16 protein-coding genes and 1 other annotated feature are annotated in these 18504 nt (G+C 30.0%); of the genes, 9 read left to right on the top strand and 7 right to left on the bottom strand.

From position 1 onward, the window contains the following. Nucleotides 1-515 precede the first annotated feature (515 nt). Both OIO11_RS06820 and OIO11_RS06815 read left to right on the top strand, forming a co-directional pair. Complete coding sequence (locus OIO11_RS06820; protein ID WP_268070691.1) at nucleotides 516-1205, top strand: DUF3800 domain-containing protein; 690 nt, start codon at nucleotides 516-518, stop codon at nucleotides 1203-1205. A 243-nt stretch (nucleotides 1206-1448) separates the two neighbouring features. After that, nucleotides 1449-2597: a Card1-like endonuclease domain-containing protein gene (locus OIO11_RS06815; RefSeq protein ID WP_268070690.1), complete on the top strand. Its 1149-nt coding sequence runs from the start codon at nucleotides 1449-1451 to the stop codon at nucleotides 2595-2597. Between the two features lie 99 nt (nucleotides 2598-2696). On the opposite strand, the gene OIO11_RS06810 is transcribed toward OIO11_RS06815, so the two are convergent. The 3 genes from OIO11_RS06810 to OIO11_RS06800 all read right to left on the bottom strand — a co-directional run bounded on the left by OIO11_RS06810 (nucleotide 2697) and on the right by OIO11_RS06800 (nucleotide 6456). Next, a complete protein-coding gene (locus tag OIO11_RS06810) occupies nucleotides 2697-3731 on the bottom strand; it encodes a response regulator (protein ID WP_268070689.1) in 1035 nt (344 codons plus the stop codon). Nucleotides 3732-3833: 102 nt separating this feature from the next. Next, complete coding sequence (locus tag OIO11_RS06805) at nucleotides 3834-5534, bottom strand: PAS domain-containing sensor histidine kinase (RefSeq protein WP_268070688.1); 1701 nt, start codon at nucleotides 5532-5534, stop codon at nucleotides 3834-3836. A gap of 652 nt (nucleotides 5535-6186) precedes the next feature. Further along, nucleotides 6187-6456, bottom strand: coding sequence for a helix-turn-helix domain-containing protein (locus OIO11_RS06800; RefSeq protein WP_268070687.1), 270 nt, complete (start codon nucleotides 6454-6456; stop codon nucleotides 6187-6189). 249 nt (nucleotides 6457-6705) lie between these two features. Here OIO11_RS06800 and OIO11_RS06795 point away from each other — a divergent pair, with 249 nt between their 5' ends. After that, on the top strand, nucleotides 6706-7749 hold the full coding sequence (locus tag OIO11_RS06795) for a ParM/StbA family protein (RefSeq protein WP_268070686.1): 1044 nt from the start codon (nucleotides 6706-6708) through the stop codon (nucleotides 7747-7749). 15 nt (nucleotides 7750-7764) lie between these two features. Then, complete coding sequence (locus OIO11_RS06790; RefSeq protein WP_268070685.1) at nucleotides 7765-8130, top strand: hypothetical protein; 366 nt, start codon at nucleotides 7765-7767, stop codon at nucleotides 8128-8130. 37 nt (nucleotides 8131-8167) lie between these two features. Here OIO11_RS06790 and ispF read toward each other — a convergent pair whose 3' ends face one another. Both ispF and OIO11_RS06780 read right to left on the bottom strand, forming a co-directional pair. Further along, complete coding sequence (ispF, locus tag OIO11_RS06785; protein WP_268070684.1) at nucleotides 8168-8641, bottom strand: 2-C-methyl-D-erythritol 2,4-cyclodiphosphate synthase; 474 nt, start codon at nucleotides 8639-8641, stop codon at nucleotides 8168-8170. Between the two features lie 150 nt (nucleotides 8642-8791). Then, on the bottom strand, nucleotides 8792-8995 hold the full coding sequence (locus OIO11_RS06780; protein ID WP_268070683.1) for a hypothetical protein: 204 nt from the start codon (nucleotides 8993-8995) through the stop codon (nucleotides 8792-8794). Nucleotides 8996-9418: 423 nt separating this feature from the next. Here OIO11_RS06780 and OIO11_RS06775 point away from each other — a divergent pair, with 423 nt between their 5' ends. Further along, the gene (locus OIO11_RS06775; RefSeq protein ID WP_268070682.1) at nucleotides 9419-10039 is read left to right on the top strand and encodes a hypothetical protein; all 621 of its coding nucleotides are present in this window, start codon (nucleotides 9419-9421) and stop codon (nucleotides 10037-10039) included. A 414-nt stretch (nucleotides 10040-10453) separates the two neighbouring features. On the opposite strand, the gene OIO11_RS06770 is transcribed toward OIO11_RS06775, so the two are convergent. Continuing rightward, nucleotides 10454-11764 (bottom strand): HAMP domain-containing sensor histidine kinase, encoded by a 1311-nt coding sequence (locus OIO11_RS06770; protein WP_268070681.1) that lies wholly within the window; start codon nucleotides 11762-11764, stop codon nucleotides 10454-10456. Next, complete coding sequence (locus OIO11_RS06765) at nucleotides 11761-12432, bottom strand: response regulator transcription factor (protein WP_268070680.1); 672 nt, start codon at nucleotides 12430-12432, stop codon at nucleotides 11761-11763. The genes OIO11_RS06770 and OIO11_RS06765 overlap by 4 nt, the downstream gene beginning before the upstream one ends. A gap of 356 nt (nucleotides 12433-12788) precedes the next feature. On the opposite strand from OIO11_RS06765, the gene OIO11_RS06760 reads away from it, so the two are divergent. From OIO11_RS06760 to OIO11_RS06745, 4 genes are all read left to right on the top strand, one after another. Next, complete coding sequence (locus OIO11_RS06760) at nucleotides 12789-14510, top strand: methyl-accepting chemotaxis protein (RefSeq protein WP_268070679.1); 1722 nt, start codon at nucleotides 12789-12791, stop codon at nucleotides 14508-14510. Between the two features lie 72 nt (nucleotides 14511-14582). After that, nucleotides 14583-14788 (top strand) — a binding site (T-box leader). Nucleotides 14789-14974: 186 nt separating this feature from the next. Beyond that, complete coding sequence (locus tag OIO11_RS06755; protein ID WP_268070678.1) at nucleotides 14975-16048, top strand: pyridoxal-phosphate-dependent aminotransferase family protein; 1074 nt, start codon at nucleotides 14975-14977, stop codon at nucleotides 16046-16048. A 32-nt stretch (nucleotides 16049-16080) separates the two neighbouring features. After that, nucleotides 16081-17673: a phosphoglycerate dehydrogenase gene (gene serA / locus OIO11_RS06750; RefSeq protein ID WP_268070677.1), complete on the top strand. Its 1593-nt coding sequence runs from the start codon at nucleotides 16081-16083 to the stop codon at nucleotides 17671-17673. A 22-nt stretch (nucleotides 17674-17695) separates the two neighbouring features. Continuing rightward, nucleotides 17696-18484: a sugar phosphate isomerase/epimerase family protein gene (locus tag OIO11_RS06745; protein WP_268070676.1), complete on the top strand. Its 789-nt coding sequence runs from the start codon at nucleotides 17696-17698 to the stop codon at nucleotides 18482-18484. Nucleotides 18485-18504 lie beyond the last annotated feature (20 nt).

The following is an 18504-nucleotide window of genomic DNA, read 5'->3' as shown; positions in this document are numbered from 1 at the left end:
GGCGTATAATCTTATTTTTAAATTCTGATTCGTATCTTCGTTTTTTCATTGTCGTAACCTCTTTTCTGAAATAAATTATATCATTTATTCGACTGAGGTGTTACAACTTTAGTATACCACTACACTTCTAGTGCATCAGCGGTAAAATAAGATAATGTTATACTACAAGATATAATATAATATTTTAGAGTATAATACTTAAAAGTATTATACTTAAATGCATAACTTTTAATTTCTAAAATAGTGTATTTAGTAGATGTTTTAAAATAGTATATAAGAAAATGTATAAGTAAAATCATATCTAACGTAATATTTTCTTTAAATATGAATATAATACAAATATAGCATCAACAGTAAGTCCCATGATGTGCCATTTTCTTGGTAAGCATTATGTGTTAGTGTCATACATGGGCAATTGATGCTATTTTCATTTTAAAATATGAAATTCCTCAAAATATATGTTCATCTATCGGTGTATGATATAATAAGGACATGCATCTGTGGGAGGATATTTTATGAACATATATATTGATGAATCTGGCAGCATGACACATAACACAAAAGTAAAAAAATATAAATATTTTATTGTAGCTTTAGTATTAGTTGAAGAGCCAGAAAAGCTAAAAAAAGTGTATAAAAGATTTGTAAAAAAATACTTTAATGAATTGAAAAGTATAGATGAAAAAAATAGAATGTTTAAAGGTGGTAAATTTGTTGAATTAAAAGGATCAGCTTTTACTCCAGAAATGAAAAATAAATTTGTAGATTATTTCTGTAAAAATAATCATTTTAAGATATTATACATAAGGGTTGATAATTCAAAGACATATGAGAATTTTTATAAAAATAAAGCAAGAGCATTTAATTACGTTTTAAAATTAGCATTAAAACATTTAAATAATGAAAAGATATTAATTGATAAAACTTGGACCATACAAATTGATGAGAGGAATGTTAGAACTTACAATAGACATCAATTAGAAGAATATTTGAATACAGAGCTTTCAACGGGGAAGAACTTAGTGGATGAAGTATTTGTAAACTATTTTGATTCTTCCAATAATCAACTTGTTCAACTAGCGGATGTATTTTCAAATTTGTTTTACTCTTATATTTTAACAGATGGAGCTTATGAAGATGAAATTCAATATATGATAGACAATGGGTATTTGATAGAAACCTTTGAATTCCCACCGAATAATTGAAAAATACTAATAAATAGTGTATAATTTATATAGTTAACAGTAAGTCCTGAGTACACGCCCTTATCCAGGTAAGTGATATGTGTTATCATCGTGTTTGGGCAATTAACTATATATAAGTAATTCAAGACCTTTGAGGATTTCAGGGGCTTTTTTTTATGCAAAAAAAACTTTAAATTTATCTCAATGTTTATATATTCCTATCTTTGCAAATACTAAAGGTATAAAACATTTGTGGGTGATAATATGAAATGCAAAAATCTAATTAATCTTCTTGAGGATTTCAATGAGCAGAATGCTGTAGCAGCTTTAAATTTAAAGCCTGAGAAAGTTATTTTTGTGTATGAAAACAATAGAGAAGATTTTGAAGAATTTGAGATAATCAAGAGTTATTTGAAAGATAAGCTTACTGGAATAGAAATAGAAGGAATTCCAATTGATGAAGTGAAGTCAAAATATATAGAGCCAATTATAATTAAGTACAGTGGGGAAGATACTGTAATAAACTTAGCTGGCGGCAGTAGACTTATGAGTCTTATTGCCTATAGGGCTGCGGAAAAACATAAAATAACATCTATTTTTGTTGATGTAGAACATGAATCTATTTTAAATTTTACTGACAATAGTATCCACAGACTGAATATAGAATTTAGACGTTTGGGAGTTAAAGATTTTATTGAAAGTACAGGTGGAAAGATTCTTCTACAGTCAACAAAGTTGTTTAATAAAGCAAATGTTCAGGAGTTTGTGGATTATATTATTAAAAACTACGAACCGTGGAATGATTTTAAAATGACCATTATACACAGTAATATTGCACAAAATAATGATTCTTTGATGAATAGGGCCATAATCAGTTTGAAGGGAATAAATAATGAAGATAAAAAAGAACATTATAAGTTTTTGACAAAATTCAAAGAGTTGGATTTAATTGATTTTAGTTATAAAGATGAGGATCAGGTAGTTATTTACTTCAATAATTCAGAAATAAAGACTTTGTTCTTGAAGACAGGTACTTGGCTGGAAGTATTAGTTTACAAAGTAGTAAAAGGGATAAAAGAAGTTGATGATGTAAAGAGTGGGGTATTATTTTTGTGGGACAATGATGTTAGGAATGTAAAAAATGAAATAGATGTATTAGCAGCTGCAAAATCACAATTAGTATATATTTCATGTAAGGATACATCAAAATATGATGATGGAACCTTAAATGAACTTCAGGTATATGCAGAGCAGCTTGGAGGAGTGGATGTGAAAAAGGTTCTTGTAGCCACTAAACCATCTCATAAGAGAAGTACATTTTCAAGAGCCGAAGAGATGGGGATTCATATTGTTATTTTTGATGGTGATGTAGAAAAATTAGAGAACAAGCTGCAGAGCATTATAGTATCTTAACTTAAATAAATTGATAGAATAATACGGTTTCAAGAGTGAAATAAATATTTTAAGGCTTAACTCAGTAAGTATACTAAAGAGTTAAGCCTTTCAACATTTTTATGATATATTTATAGAGTTGCTAAAATTTATATTTACACATATGCTGTTATCCTCTATATTAATATTAAAATTTTCCCCAACAGTAGTATTTATCTCATTTAAAACCTTTATAGTCAATTTCAAGTCTAAATCTTTTGAAACTATTTCATGAAAATTTTCTTTGTTAAATTTAATATCTATTTTTAGGGGATTAAACTGATTTATAATTATCTCAAATTCATTTTCAGTACACTTCTTAAGTATTTGTTTTAATAGAGTTTTTATGGTTGTTATAATCAATGTGTAATTTCCTTCATATACAAAGTCAGGTTTAACAATTTCTATTTGTAAATCATGGAGTATATCGGATTTTAAAGTATTAGCAAGCTGCTCTAAGCTGAATTTTTCATTTTTTGAAGGCAGAGTATTTAGAAAGTCAAAATATATAGAGTTTATCAAATCAATATAATAATCTACTAAATTTATATCAACTTGATTGCTCTTTATTTTATCAAAAAGATTTTTTTCAAAACTTAATATAAGTTTATTGATTTTTTTGAGATTATTCATATCAATATTGATATTTTTCAGTATGTCATTGTTGTAATTCAGCATATTTTTATACATTAAGTTTTTATTCTGAAGTTCTTTTTTAAATTTGCTGCTTTCTTTTTTAAAAGTATAATAATCTATAGCTTCCCTGATAGAAGGTAAGAATTCCTCATCATCTTTCCAAGGCTTGGTTATAAATTTGAAAATTCCTACAGAATTTACTGTGGCTAAAACCTGGGGCAGCTGAGTGTAACCTGATAAGACCATTCTTATAGTATTAGGGGAGATTTCTTTTACTTTTTTCAAAAGCTCCAATCCATTCATATTTGGCATTTTCATATCAGTAACCAACACACTTATTTCTTTATCTTGAATTATTTCTAAGGCTTTTTCACCACTTACTGCAAAGAAAGATGAATAATCCTCATCGATTACACTTCTATTAATGGAATTTAAAATATGTACCTCATCATCAACGAAGAGTACTTTTACTATATCCATTAGATTACCCCCTTTTTTCTAGTTTGATTATTAAAAGTCCATAATATGATTTTTTATGTTAAAAAATTAATCATTGAACAATAATGATTATTGCAATATATATCATTCTGATTTCTGACATATTGGAATTTTCATAATAACTTTTGTACCAACATTAATCTCACTCTCAATTATTAAATCACCTTTATGTTTGTTTTTTATGATGTCGTAAGAAATACTTAAACCAAAGCCTGTACCTTTTCCTATGGCTTTTGTAGTGAAAAATGGATTGAAAATCTTGTTCATGTTTTCAACAGGAATACCAACACCGTTATCTTCTATGGAACAGTAAACATATTTTTCATCCTTATAGGTATTAATCTTAATTATCCCTGATTTGCAAGAATTTTCAGGAAGTTTTTCTTTTATTGCATGAGCTGCATTAACTAAAATATTAAGCAGTACTTGATTTATTTCATTGGAATTTGCTTCTACTAAAGGAATATCCTCTAGGTTTGTTTCTATATTTGCAGTATATTTTATTTCGTTGTTTGCAATTATTAAAGTATTTTTTAATCCTGAATTTATGTTATACTCCTCAAATTCGTTGGCGTTGTTTTCATGAGAAAAAACTCTTAAGGCAATTACTATTTTTCTAACTCTTTCAAGACCCTCGTTTGTATCATCAAGGAGCCCTTTTAAATCCTCCAGAATAAAATCTAATTTATTCTTGTTTTCAATTTCATTAATGGTGGTTATTTCATTTTCAAGATTTATGTTAGGCGAGTTTTCTAAAGAAGATTTAAATAATCTATAAGCTGAAATAACATTTTCAAATTTATTTAGATATTTTTTTAAGGAGGTAAAGTTACTTATGACGAAGCCTAAAGGATTATTTATTTCGTGGGCTATACCAGCAGATAATTGTCCTATACTTGCCATCTTATCCTCCTGTATCAGCTTCATTTGAGTATCTTTTAACTTTGTTAATGTATCATTTAATTGCAGATTTTTATTATTTAATATTTTAAGCATATTTTTCTTTTCAGTAATATCATCTGTAATACCTAAGAGATAAATAATTTCTCCTTTATCATCTTTAACTGGAGCAATGGATACATCCCACCAGAAATCTGTACCGTTTCTCCTTTGATGAAAATATTCACCTTTCCATTCTTTGCCTAATTTTATAGTGTTCCACATATTATTAAAGGAGTCTTTTGGCTGCATATTTGGATCAAAAAGATGAGGGGTTCTTCCTACAAGCTTATCTCTTGATTTTTTTACTACCTCTTCAAATTTTTTATTTGCATATTCAATTTTTCCTTTAACATCTGTTATTATGATAGCACTTGAAGCTTGTTCTAAAGCTTTTGATAATTTTTCAATTTGTTCACCTTTAAGTTTTTCTTCTGTAATGTTTTTAATGATGCTGAAAAAAACTTTCTTATTTTCTAAATCCACTGAGAAAAAATTTACTTTTACATAGAATCTGCTTCCATCTTTTCTATAATGAATGGTGTTAAATTCAATTGCACCTGACGAGCTTTTTTCAATTTGGTAATTTATTAAGTTGTTAGTTTTACTTCTACGAAGATCCAATAGGGTTAATTTCTTTATTTCATGTAAAGAATATCCGTATTCTTGAAGGGCAGCTTTATTGGCATCAAATATTTTTCCATCAGCACTAACTTCTAAAACGATATATATATCGTTATTGAAAAGTTTCTTATATTTCAATGATTCTGTATAATAAGTTTTTAATTCATTAATAATATCAACGCTGCAGTTTAAGTTGTTAAAATTTAAATGGTTTATGGTCATAAGCTATCCTCCTTGAATAATAGTTCTACTACTCTCTTTTCGGACTGAGAGGATTTTAAAGAATTTTCTGACAAAACAAAGCCTACTTCGGATGGAGTATTAAAATTGCTAGTCATGGGATAAATTTTAGAGTAAAGGGTTATAGGGTTATAATGGCATAGGCAAAGAGCGCCTTTATTATATTTTTTTATTTATTTTTTTTTATTAAGTTAGTATTCTTTGTGCTGTAACCGCAGCATATTAGAAAAAAGTATAATGACATATTAAATAAATATAATATGTCCAATCTAATACGACATGAATGTAATATGATTAAAATACAGGTAAAAAATAGGTGTGAAACTGTGATTGTATATTAATTATGTGTATAATATATTCGGTTATTTTTATAAAAAATTGAGGAAAAAATAAGAAAAAAGTAATTTTGGACAGCATAAAAAGCCTTAAGCTTTTTTAAAAACCAAAGGGAGTAGATAGTAACCAGTAGCCAGTAACCAGATAAATAGGAAATAGGTACTAGGATGCAGGTGCTAGGTACTGGAAACAAAGCGCCATTATATAATGTGATTTTGGATATTGTCACTTCAAGAGTTCATAAATATTTTTGGAAACTGGGGAATTGCCTAGGAGTGCATTTTCCAGTTTCTCAAAGTCATAATTTCTTTGTTCGTACGAGCTCATATAGGTTACTTATAGAGCCTCTTCTTTTTATATTGATTAAACCAGCCTTAACTAGTTCACTTAAATTTTTTTGAATTGTTCTCATGCTTTTATTTAATCTCTCTGCTAAAGTTTTTTGAGATGGATAGCAGAGCGTTTTGCCATTAAAACAATAGCTTTTTAAAAGGCAGTATAATCTAAATGCTTGTCCACTTATATTATAATTGAAAAGTTCGTTTTCTATCATTGTAAAATTAGTCATGTTAATCACCTCCATTTAGTAAATATGCAGTTATGAAGAAATGTGGACAAATGAAATGAAAAAATATTTTTGCTGCTGGTGATTGGGGGGGAGTAAGTTTAAATTATATATATGCCTTAAATTAGAAAAAAATACCATAAGACTATTTACTAAATTCTTCCAATGTATTATAATGGAATAAAATGGAAGGTGAGTATATTATAATATATTCCATTATAATGTATGAAATATTTAAGGGAGGAACGCTTAATGGGAAAGAACAACATTGTAGATTCTTTTAATGTGCAAGTTATTGATGATGGATATGCTGATACTAAATCTAGATCAGAAGATTCAGGTATGTTTATTACACCGTCTTATGTTACTGGGTGGAGACCTTTTTATGATAAAGATAGTGATTTAAATGAAACACAAAAAAGCAGTCTTAGCAGGATAGAGGTTGAGGTAAATGCTTCAAAATATTTAGTTGGAGAGTGTGCTGTTAAGCAAGATAGGAATATGCAGTGGAATGGAGCAGCAGACAAGCATAATGATACATCTTTTGATATTTTACTGAAGACTCATCTAAGCTTAATGGCAAAGAAGCCTATGAGCAGAGTAAAGCTTGTTATGGGACTTCCAGTAAGATCAAGCTTGGATAAAGAAAGAATTGAAAAGATGAAAGCAAAGGTAATTAGACAGCACACAGTAGGAATGAAACTTTGTGGCCAGAAGGAATTTGAAAATAAAATTATAAAAGTGGAAGACCTGATTATAAAAGCACAGCCTCATGGTACCTTATGTGAACTTATATTAGATAATAATGGAAATATAACTAATAAAGATATGGCTAGAAAGGTAAATGCTATATCTGATATAGGAGGTAAAACTCACAACTTATATTTAGTTGATGCTTTAGAGCCTCTTTCAGATTTCTGCGATACTAAAAATAGTGGAATGTATACAGCTTATATGTGGATAAAGGATTACATAGAGCAGGAGTTACATTTTAATGTTGGAGATGGTCAAATACAGTATATTGTAGCAGCAGGACAAATAAAAGGGTATGATTTAACTCCAGTTATTCAAAAGGCATATAGAAGTTTGAGCAGAAAAATTATTTTGGAGATACAGACAGTTTGGGAAAATGCTTTTCCTTTCATTGATAATATCATATTTACAGGGGGAGGAGCATCTATACTTAAACCTTATCTTGAGGAAGAATTTAAGAATGCAATTTACTTGAATAGAACACAAAATCCATCTGGATTGTTTAAGCAAGGCGTTAGGAAGTGGAAGAAGAATGTAGGTTAAGAGAGGGGGTAAATTATGCAAATTTCTCTTTATATAGGACGTAGAAAGAAAAAAGACAGAATAGTTGATGACGAGTTAATCAAGTATATTGAAGGGGATAGAAGCGACAGAATAAAGGATTTAATACTAAAAGGTTTAATATTTGAAGGGCGAAAAGATATAGAAGATAATTTACTGGATATGAGATATATGTACAGTGGAAATTTTACAGCCGCAACAGCCTTAGAAGTAAGTCCAACACCAATACAGCCTCAAGTACAGCATAGAATACCCACATCTCCTGTTAAGACTACATCTTCAACAGTAGGCAGGCCAAGCTTTAAAGGGATAAAGGTAAAAAGAAGAGAGGTAGTTGACGAAGACTTGGAAAACAGAATATAAGAAAATTGCTGCAGAATTTCTGCAGCTTTTTTTATAGCTATTTTTTTGTGATCATGCAGATGCTTTGGCTGGAGATTCCTTCACCAATACCTGTAAAGCCAAGACCTTCTTCCGTGGTAGCTTTTATATTTATCCTATTCTCATCTAGTCTAAGTGCATTTGCTACTTTTTTTATCATGGTAGGTATATGCGGAGCCATTTTGGGTTTTTGAGCTATTATAGTTGCATCTATATTTACAATTTTATATCCCTCTTCAGATAACAGTTCACCAACTTTCTCTAACAGCAGAAGACTGGAGACCCCTTTGTATTTTGAATTTGTGTCAGGAAAATGCTTGCCAATATCTCCAAGAGCTGCTGCTCCAAGTAAACTATCCATTATTGCATGAATAAGTACATCAGCATCTGAATGTCCAAGAAGGCCTTTGATGTAAGGAATTTCTATTCCACCTATAATAAGTTTTCTGTCTTCAACTAATTTATGTACATCATATCCCATTCCTACTCGCATATCTACTCCTCCTAAGCAACTTATTTTTTATGAATTGATCATTGATCAATGAGTATTGATAATTGCAATATATCAATCTCATATTATTAATTATAGTAGAATATATATATTTATAGCAATAAAAAATCAAACTGCTCAAAGCAGCTTGAATTATAACCAGTATTTATAGTGAGGATCAGCTTTTTTTAAACACTTGGTATCGCCTGATGTACCAAATAGAGCTTTACATTTATCTATTATCATATCAAAAAAAGATTTCTTTTGTTTTATAATTTTATGTTCATTGCTTTGGGGATTAGATTTAGATTTTCTGGAGGTTGAACTAAAATTAACATATATTACTTTCTTATCCATATATTCACTCCTCATTTATAAATAGCTTTTGCTAATCCTAATTAAATTATATCATAAAAAGGAATTGAAACACTGAAAATTTAGAAAATTTTCATTATTTACGCTTATACTATTAATATTACTAATTACGTAAAAAATATGCGCACTAATCTTAAATTTACTAGATTAATGCACAAAAAAGTACATTAAAAGGATTAGTGAAATAGCTTTGAAAATTAATGTCTTAATATAGTATATTAAACGACAAAGAATATTGTTAATAGAAATTGGAATAAAAACATTTAAAATAAACATTTCGCTTGTTTTACATTTATTTTACAATTTGTAGATAGTTATTATAAGTATCGACTATATAATTTAATTGTAACGAAGGGATACAAAATAAAAATAAATTAATGTTACAATTAGAGGAGGAAAAATATTATGAAATCAAAAAGAATAGCATCTTTAGTTTTACTTACTGCAATGGCATTAGGAGGAACAAAGGCCTTTGCACAAATGCCTCAAGATACAATATCAAAAAATAAAGTAATGACTGAGAAGGTAGCTGTGCAATTAAATGAAAAAAGTGCAAAAACATCTGAAGAAAAAGCTGTTAATGCATTTAAAAAATATCTTGATGTTAAAGTAGAAAGTAAAGATTTAAAAGCTGAGACAATAGAACAAGGTGGACAAAAATATTTCTTAGTAAGAAATAAAAATCTTAATGAAGATAAAATAAGATATACAGCTTTAATAGATACTAAAACAGATAAAGTACTTGAGCTTGAGTCTTATGATAAGACAGCAAAAGGAGACACTAAAGAATTTAATATTGAAGAAGCTAAAGGAAAAGCACTTGATTTTATCAAGAAAAATAATTTAGCAGATGTTGATAAAGTAGAATTTGATGAAGCTAGCAGCAAGGAAGTTTCAAAAGCAGCAAATGCTTACTTCATGTATTTTAAATGTGATACTAATAAAAAAATATTAGTTAGCATAGATAAAGCTAGTGATAAAGTTCAATCATTCATATTCTTAGATGAAATAAATGCAGTAGGTTAAGGAATTATTAAGTAATGGGGAATTTCTAGTAAAAATATATTTTTACTAGAAATTTTTTTGTATTATACACAAGTTATACACATAATTGTGGATAATGTGTATAATTTAATGTGAAATGTGTTGAATTTTCAGTTAATTTTCACGAAATAAAATTGAATACAGTATATTATAATGAAAATCAACATAAAATACACAAGTTATGCACAACTAAAATGTGGATAATGTGTATAAGTGGATAAAATATATAATATAAATTATTGTTTAATACAAACTATTATAAAATAGTATAATGGTTTGTATTTATGTAAATATAATACAATTAAATTTAGGTATAATTAACAGTACATTAACATAAAATACACAAGTTATGCACATGCAGTTGTGGGTAATGTGCATAACTTATGTGAAGAAAGGTTATTTTTTCACAATTGGTGCAATGAAATAAAATTCAGTTTGCCTATTTTCTTCACTGAAAACTCCAAATTTAAAATTGTGAAGTTTTAAAATCTCACTGCATATAGGCAGTCCAAGGCCCATTCCGCCGCTCTTGGCATGTTTATAGTATTTAGTCCATATGTTATTTATCATATCTTTAGATATGCCTATCCCTTTATCAACAACTGAAACTTTTATCCCTTTATCCACAAATTCTGTACGTACTATTACTTCTTTATCCTTAGGACTGAATTTTAAAGCGTTATCTATAAAATTGTACACAACTCTCAAAATATATGCCTTATCCCCATATATTTCAGTATTATCAGCATCTAAAACTAAAGATATATTTTTCCCTAAGGCGATAGGAGTGAACTTATCAACACATTCACTGAGAAGCTCTTTTATGTTAAAAGACTCTTTGGTTAAAGGAAGCTTTCCACCTTGAAGCTTAGAAAGCTCCATTATTCCCATTACCAGTCTGTTAAGTCTGTCAACTTCACTTATGATTTCTTCTGCATAATTTTTGGCATCTTCCCCTTCAACTATTCCATCTTTAATGGCTTCGCTGTAACTTCTCATAACACTTAAAGGAGTTTTAAAGTCATGGGAAACATTGGCTATAAAGTCTCTTTGAAGCTGATATTTTTTTTGAAGACTAGCCGCCATGGAATTAAGGCTATTAGCTAAATCCTCAATTTCATCTGCTGTGTTTATGTTTATTTTAGTATCAAAATTACCTCCTGCAATTTCTTGAGAAGCCCTCTGTAATTTTAATATTGGTCTGGTAAATCTCTTTCCTATAAAAGATATTAAAGGAATACTGAAGGCTAAAGATAAAATAAAAATTATAAGAAGTATAAAATAAGTCATGTGGAGAAATTGTGAGCTGTAATTGCCATTTTGAAAGGTTAAAATATAGCCGAATTCAGTAGGAAGCTTATAATATAAAATATTCTGGTTTCCCATATGGGTAAAGCTTCCTTCTTCAGGTAATTTATTAAAGTCTATGCTTTTTAGTGAATTAACAAGCCCCATTTTTTTTCTCCCAATGGATAGTATTTCATTATTCTTGATGATAACTGCATCTATTGAAACATCTTCATATACATATCCTTGTTTAAGCGAAGAATAAATTTCTTGGGCAGAATTTTTTAACAAACCCAATTGACTCTTTCTGTAAAAATGGGATAAAAACACACTGCTGGCTATAAAACAAACTAAAATAGCAGTGCTTATGATATATATATAATATTTAATTAGCTTTAGAGTTATTTTATCCAGCTTCATATAGAAACCTCCAGTTTGTATCCAACTCCCCAGATTGTTTTTATGTTAGTACTGCAAAAATTAATTTTTTCACGTAAGTTTTTAATATGAGTATCTACAGTTCTAGTATCTCCCATAAAGTCATATCCCCATACCTTGTCAAGAAGCTGTTCTCTTTTAAAAACTTGATTTGGATTTTCACATAAGAAAAGTAAAAGATCAAATTCCTTTGGCGTTAGAGATACAGGTGTAGAATTTTCTAGTACTTCTCTTTTTTTATGGTCAATACTCATATTTCCAAAAAACAGACCTTCTTTTTTAGGAACAGGCCTATTTTTAATTCTTAGATTTACTCTCAGAACAAGTTCCCTCATGCTTATAGGTTTAACCATATAGTCATCTGCACCGAGTTCAAGCCCAAATACTCTGTCTTCTTCTTCACCACGAGCAGTCGTTAATATTACAGGAGTGTCACCTTTGCTTTTAATCTTTCGAAGCAGTGACCAACCATCACGACCAGGCATCATTATATCAAGTATAATAAGGTCAAAGACTTTAGTCAGAAGGACATTTTCACCTTCAGAACCGTCAAAAACCGTAGTAACTTCATAGCCTTCTTTTTTTAAATATAAAGCCATTACCTCAGCTAGTTTTTTTTCGTCTTCTACAATAAGAATTTTATTTTCCATATTCAAACCTTCCTTATATTTTGATAGGCTTAGTATATCATAAAGGGTTAGTTCATAGTTCAGTTTACAGTTATAATTTACAACATTGATATAAATTAAATATAAGTTAGAAATAAGAAAATGGTAGTATTTATACAAAGTGAAAATATGGTAAAATTTTTTAATTTGGCAAGCATATACATAATAACCCAATTATTAAATTTATTTAATTATTAAGGAAAAAGCAAGTAAATACTAAGATGAAAATAAGATTAAATTAGTATCATAGGAGAAGCGTAAAGGTAACCCTTATGTGAAAGTGATAATAATAAGTTATTTAGCATAAGTATAATAATTAAAGTTTAGGGGGATGAAGCATGCAAATAAATTTCAGTAAACATAAGAAACAAAGAAAGATAGGGAATAAAATATTAAAAATAATTTTAGGTATTGATATAGCTCTGATAATTATGGTGGCAGCCACCTTTAATATAATAAGCGAATCAGAATTTTCTAAATTAAGATCTAAAGCTCAAACTATTGCTGTAGATGCAGCTAAAATTGTAGATAGTGATAAGCTTAAATCTGTAATTGACAATAAATCCAAGAATACTGACGAATATAAAGATATACGAGATAAATTCATAATTTTTAGAACTGATAAACAGGTTAGCGGTATATATACAATGATAAAAGGAGAGGGAGAAAAGGCTTGTATGATGGTAGATGGAGCCATACAAAATTCTTCACCAATAGGAGAAAAATTTAAATTAGAAAGTGGAATGATAAGTGCATTTAATGGAGAGGCATTAGCTACACAAAGGCCTGTTAAAGATGATTATGGTACATTTATTTCAGCATATGCACCTGTTAAAGATGCTTCAGGGGATGTTATTGCAATTGTAGGAGTAGATATAAATGTTGAAATGTTTATGAATATAAAAGAAAAATTATTTACTGGGTGTATAATTATAGGTATTGCAGGGATAGTTTTTTCCATATTTATAGCAGGAGCGTTTTCAAGGAAGATATCTTATAATGTAAGACAAATCACAGATGGATTAGAAAAGATGTCTGAAGGAGATTTAACTGTAAATATAAAGGCAAACAGTGGTGATGAAATCCAAAGTATTGCTGAATATATAAATAAGTTCAGCATAAAGACTAAACAAGCCTTGGAGAGTGTTAGAAGTACTTCTTCGGAGGTGGTGAAGCAATCCTTAAATTTATCAACTGTTTCTGAGGAAATGGCAGCATCATCTCAAGAAGTTTCAGCTACAATACAAAATGTTGCATCGGGAGCAAATACACAATCTGAACAGTTGATGAGTATGAATAGTATTATAAATGAATTTGGAGAGGAAATAGGTCAGGCTACTAAGTCTATTGAAGAAGTGAATAAAAAAGCTAGTATTATCAAAAATAAGGCAGATTCAAGTAGTAAGGATTTAATAGTGTTAAGAGAATCAATTAATGATATAAATTTAGCTTTTGGAGATATTCAAGGGAAGATAGAGGGCTTAGGCAGTGACATAGTTCAAATCAATGAAATTTCAAATTTGATAAATAATATAGCAAAACAGACAAATCTATTAGCGCTCAATGCTGCTATAGAAGCCGCTAGAGCGGGGGAGGCAGGAAAAGGTTTTTCAGTGGTAGCTGAGGAAATAAGACACCTTGCAGAACAGTCTCAAGAATCATCTTCAAACATAAATAAACTGCTGGATGTAATTATGAAAGAAAGTGATATAGTTGTAAATACCTCTGAAAATATGAAGGACAAATTAAGCAATCAAATGGGAGTAATAAAGAATTCTACAGAGTCCTTCAAAAATATAATAGAAGAAGTAGAGGGAATTATTCCTAAAATTAATGATGTAACCAATAATATAGAAAAAATAAATACAGATAAACAAAAAATTATTGGAGATATTGAATCAGTATCAGCAGTATCAGAGGAATTCTCTGCTTCTACAGAGGAAATAACAGCAGCGGCAGAGGAGTTAACTTCATCTACAGAGGAGGTTGCAGATTCATCAGAGCAATTAAGTGATTTAACAAAGGAAATGATGGAGTGCGTAAATCAATTTAAATTATGAGAAAAAAAAGTAAAGGTTTTCATAAAAATAACTGTTGCAATATTATTTTATCTTTATTATAATTATACAAAAGTAAAAGCTATGCAAGGTAGTAGTAAATGATATTTCATTTTCAGAGAGTGGATGCTTGGTGAGAATCCATAGTGAAAGTTATTGAATCCGACCTGAAGCTGCATAGGGGTAGCAACCTATGCCGGATTTACCCGTTAAAGTAGAGAGGCTGCAGAGCAGTGAAATAAGGTGGTACCACGTAGATATAGTATGTCTTCGTCCTTGGCGTTTGTCAGGGATGGAGACTTTTTTGGTATAATAATAGATTTAGTTGAGTATTTAGAACTGAGAGGTGAAAGTTGAGAGGGGGCATTTATCTTTAAAGAAATATGAATTTAAAATTTGAAAGAGAGTTAAAATCATAGTTCAGAATTTATAGAAAAATCAATCAAAACAAAGGGGGCACTATATAAATGCAGAATAAGTTGTTAATGACACCTGGACCGACTAATGTACCTGATAGAGTTCTAAAAAAAATGAGTGAGGCTGTGCTGCATCACAGGACTAGTGAGTTTAGTGGAATTTTTAATGAAATGAGTGAAAGACTTAAACGTGTATTTCAAACTAAAAATCCTGTTTTGACTCTTACTTCATCAGGAACAGGTGGACTTGAGGCTGCTATAGTAAATATGTTTTCAAAGGGTGACAAGGTACTTGCCGTTACCATTGGAGTTTTTGGAGACAGATTTGTAAAGATTGCCAAGCTTTATGGTTTGGATGTAGATGTTATTTCTGTACCTTGGGGCAAAGGTGTTACAGTTGAAGAAATTAAAGATAAGCTTTGTGATGAACACAAAGGGCTTATTGTAACTTATAATGAAACTTCTACTGCTGCAACTAATCCTATAAAAGAAATAGGAGAATTTATGAAGGATAAGAAACAGCTTCTTATAGTGGATGGCGTAAGTGCTGTAGGCGGCATGGAGGCTAAAATGGATGAGTGGAATATAGATGTTTTAGTAACAGGTTCTCAAAAAGCTTTAATGACTCCACCAGGTCTTGCTTTTGTGGGAGTAAGTGACAAGGCATGGCAGGCTGCTGAGAAATCTAATCTTCCTAAATTCTATTTTGATTTTAAAAGTACAAGAGACAGTTTGGAAAAGTCAATGCCTCAAAATCCATATACACCGGCAGTACCTTTAATTATAGCTGCTAATGAGGCGTTAAATATGATAGAAGAAGAAGGCATTTATAATGTTTATGCAAGACATGACAAGCTAGCGGCTAGAGTGAGAGATGAAGTTGAAAATATGGGACTTAAAATATATACTGATGAACAATATCTTTCAAGTGTTGTTACAGGAATTATCTTTGAAGAAGACAATATAGCTTCAAAAATAAAAAAGAGAATGGAAGAGGAATTTAATATAATAATTGCAGGTGGACAACAAAACCTGAAAGGAAAAATGATAAGAATTGGACACATGGGTTGCGTTAATGAAGATATGATTGAAAAAACGCTTGATTCGCTTAGAAAATGCTTATAGTACAAATTAAATTTTCATAGGAGGTTTAAAAAATGACAAGGGGTAAAGTTTTAATAGCAGAGAGAATAGATGAGGCAGGAATAGAGCTTTTAAGAAAAGAAATGGATGTAGATTTGTGCATAGATATACCTAGAGAAGAACTTTTGAAAAAGATACACGAATATGACGGATTGATTATAAGAAGTGATAACAAGATAAACAAAGAGCTTTTGGATAAGGCTGTAAATCTTAAAATTGTAGGAAGAGCAGGAAATGGTGTAGATAATATTGATATTCCTGAAGCTACAAAAAGAGGAGTTATAGTTGCAAATACTCCAGACAGTAACAGTATATCAGCTTGTGAAATTGCTATTGCACATATGCTGGCAGGATCAAGAAATCTTACTCATTCAGATGAGTATTTAAAGAGTGGAAATTGGGCAAGAGAATTATTCATGGGTAATGAGCTTTACAATAAAACTCTTGGAATAATAGGGCTTGGAAGAATAGGGGCTTTGGTAGCGACTAGAATGAAGGGCTTTGGAATGAAAATTATAGCTTATGATCCATATGTTTCAGATGAGAGATATAAGAAGTACAATGTAGAAAAGAAGGAAACCCTTGAAGAGCTTGTAAAAGAGGCAGATATAATAACTATTCATACTCCAAGAACCAAAGAAACTATTGGAATAATTGGACACAAAGAAGTAGAAATGATGAAGGATGGAGTAAGACTTGTTAATGCAGCTAGAGGAAAGCTTATGGATGAAGCTGCTTTATATGAAGGACTGAAAAGTGGAAAAATCAAGAGTGTAGGACTTGATGTACATGAGGAAGAGCCAAGAACATGCAGTCCATTATATGAATTTAAGAATGTAACAGTAACTCCGCATACAGGAGCGACAACAGTAGAAGCTCAGGAGAATGTAGGTTTAACTATAGCTCAGCAGGTAATTAACGGAATAAAAGGTGATATTGTTCCTAATGCGGTTAATCTGCCAGGTATAAGCAGAGAAGATCTTAAAGAAGCGAAACCTTACATTGAACTAATGGAGAAGTTAGGAAAATTATATTATCAATTAAATTCACATCCTGTTAAATATGTAGACATAATTTATTGGGGAGAATTGGAAAAGGTTGATATAGATATATTGGAAAGATCATTTATAAAGGGACTGTTAGAGCCTGTAAGTAACGATAAGGTAAACTATATTAATGCCAGAGTGATAGCAGACCACAATGGAATAGGTATTCGCCAAGAAAGAATGGCTGAATACTATAATGACTATTCAAATTTAATTACAATAAAAATAACTAACAACAAAATGGAACAATTCACTCTTTCAGGAACAGTATCAAATAATAAAGAAGGTAAGTTAGTAGAAATTCAAGGATATGAGGTAGATGTAAAACCAAGCACATATATGCTTTTTGTACAAAATAAAGACGTTCCAGGAGTAATCGGACAGGTAGGGACTATTGTTGGTACAGAGAATATAAATGTTGCTACTATGCAGGTTGGTAGAAAAGCAAAGGGCGAATTAGCTCTTATGATACTAAATGTGGATGATGAAGTTTCAAAAGAATCACTTGAAAAGTTCAAAAATCTAGAAAATATACTTGAAGCAAAAGCAACAACACTTTAACAGTAAAAAACGGGGTGATTTTATGAAATTTATAGGATATGCTGCATCTGCTGGAGAAAAGGATATCTATGATACTATAGATTATGCACATAGTAAGGATTTTAATGCTGTTGAATTAAATATTAATATGCCTATATTTTTCCCAGAAAATTTCACTAAGGAAGAAAGAAAGAAAATAAAGGAATATAAAGAGGCAAAGGGGATAGAGCTTACGCTTCATGCCCCTGAGGATATTTCACTTCTTCAGCTTCAAAAAGAGGTTAGAGAAGTTGGAATTAAGAGAATGAAGGAAGTTATAGATTTTGGGTTTGATATAGGTGCAAGCAGAATGACAATGCATGTTGGACCAGCTGTGTGTTTTACACTGACAGATAGAAAAGCATATATGGATGAGCTTTTTTATGACGAATATAAAGACGTATTGAAAAACAGCTTAAAGGAACTAGTTCATTATTCAAAGGATAAGATAAAAATATGTGTTGAAAATTCAGGAAGATTTCCTAAAAAGCTAATTCAAGAAGTGTTGGAAGAGATGCTGAATAAAGAAGAAGAATTGTATTTAACTTGGGATATAGGACATTCTTATGAAAATAAATATGAGGAAGTGGAATTTTTCTTAAAGCATATAGATAAAATTAGAACATGCCATCTTCATGACAATAACGGAAAGAGTGATCACCAGGTTATAGGTACAGGAAATATTGATTTTACATGGCATTTGGATAAAATGATAGGGAAAGATATAGTTTATATAATTGAAGTGAGACCAAGAGATAAGGCTTTTGAAAGTTTGAATAATTTAAAACTGTAAATAAGAATAAAGTAACAGCT

The organism is Clostridium sp. ZS2-4 (assembly GCF_026719745.1).
Classification (GTDB): Bacteria; Bacillota; Clostridia; order Clostridiales; family Clostridiaceae; genus Clostridium_H.
Note: the sequence above shows the minus strand (reverse complement) of the source record. Positions and strands in the feature narration are given on the sequence as shown.

Coding starts and splice junctions, on each gene's coding strand:
- OIO11_RS06745 (WP_268070676.1), top strand. CDS start 17,696: ATGAAATTTATAGGATATGCTGCATCTGCTGGAGAAAAGGATATCTAT.
- OIO11_RS06770 (WP_268070681.1), bottom strand. CDS start 11,764: ATGAAGCTGGATAAAATAACTCTAAAGCTAATTAAATATTATATATAT.
- OIO11_RS06820 (WP_268070691.1), top strand. CDS start 516: ATGAACATATATATTGATGAATCTGGCAGCATGACACATAACACAAAA.
- OIO11_RS06765 (WP_268070680.1), bottom strand. CDS start 12,432: ATGGAAAATAAAATTCTTATTGTAGAAGACGAAAAAAAACTAGCTGAG.
- OIO11_RS06795 (WP_268070686.1), top strand. CDS start 6,706: ATGGGAAAGAACAACATTGTAGATTCTTTTAATGTGCAAGTTATTGAT.
- ispF (WP_268070684.1), bottom strand. CDS start 8,641: ATGCGAGTAGGAATGGGATATGATGTACATAAATTAGTTGAAGACAGA.
- OIO11_RS06780 (WP_268070683.1), bottom strand. CDS start 8,995: ATGGATAAGAAAGTAATATATGTTAATTTTAGTTCAACCTCCAGAAAA.
- OIO11_RS06815 (WP_268070690.1), top strand. CDS start 1,449: ATGAAATGCAAAAATCTAATTAATCTTCTTGAGGATTTCAATGAGCAG.
- OIO11_RS06775 (WP_268070682.1), top strand. CDS start 9,419: ATGAAATCAAAAAGAATAGCATCTTTAGTTTTACTTACTGCAATGGCA.
- OIO11_RS06805 (WP_268070688.1), bottom strand. CDS start 5,534: ATGACCATAAACCATTTAAATTTTAACAACTTAAACTGCAGCGTTGAT.
- OIO11_RS06755 (WP_268070678.1), top strand. CDS start 14,975: ATGCAGAATAAGTTGTTAATGACACCTGGACCGACTAATGTACCTGAT.
- OIO11_RS06790 (WP_268070685.1), top strand. CDS start 7,765: ATGCAAATTTCTCTTTATATAGGACGTAGAAAGAAAAAAGACAGAATA.
- serA (WP_268070677.1), top strand. CDS start 16,081: ATGACAAGGGGTAAAGTTTTAATAGCAGAGAGAATAGATGAGGCAGGA.
- OIO11_RS06810 (WP_268070689.1), bottom strand. CDS start 3,731: ATGGATATAGTAAAAGTACTCTTCGTTGATGATGAGGTACATATTTTA.
- OIO11_RS06760 (WP_268070679.1), top strand. CDS start 12,789: ATGCAAATAAATTTCAGTAAACATAAGAAACAAAGAAAGATAGGGAAT.
- OIO11_RS06800 (WP_268070687.1), bottom strand. CDS start 6,456: ATGACTAATTTTACAATGATAGAAAACGAACTTTTCAATTATAATATA.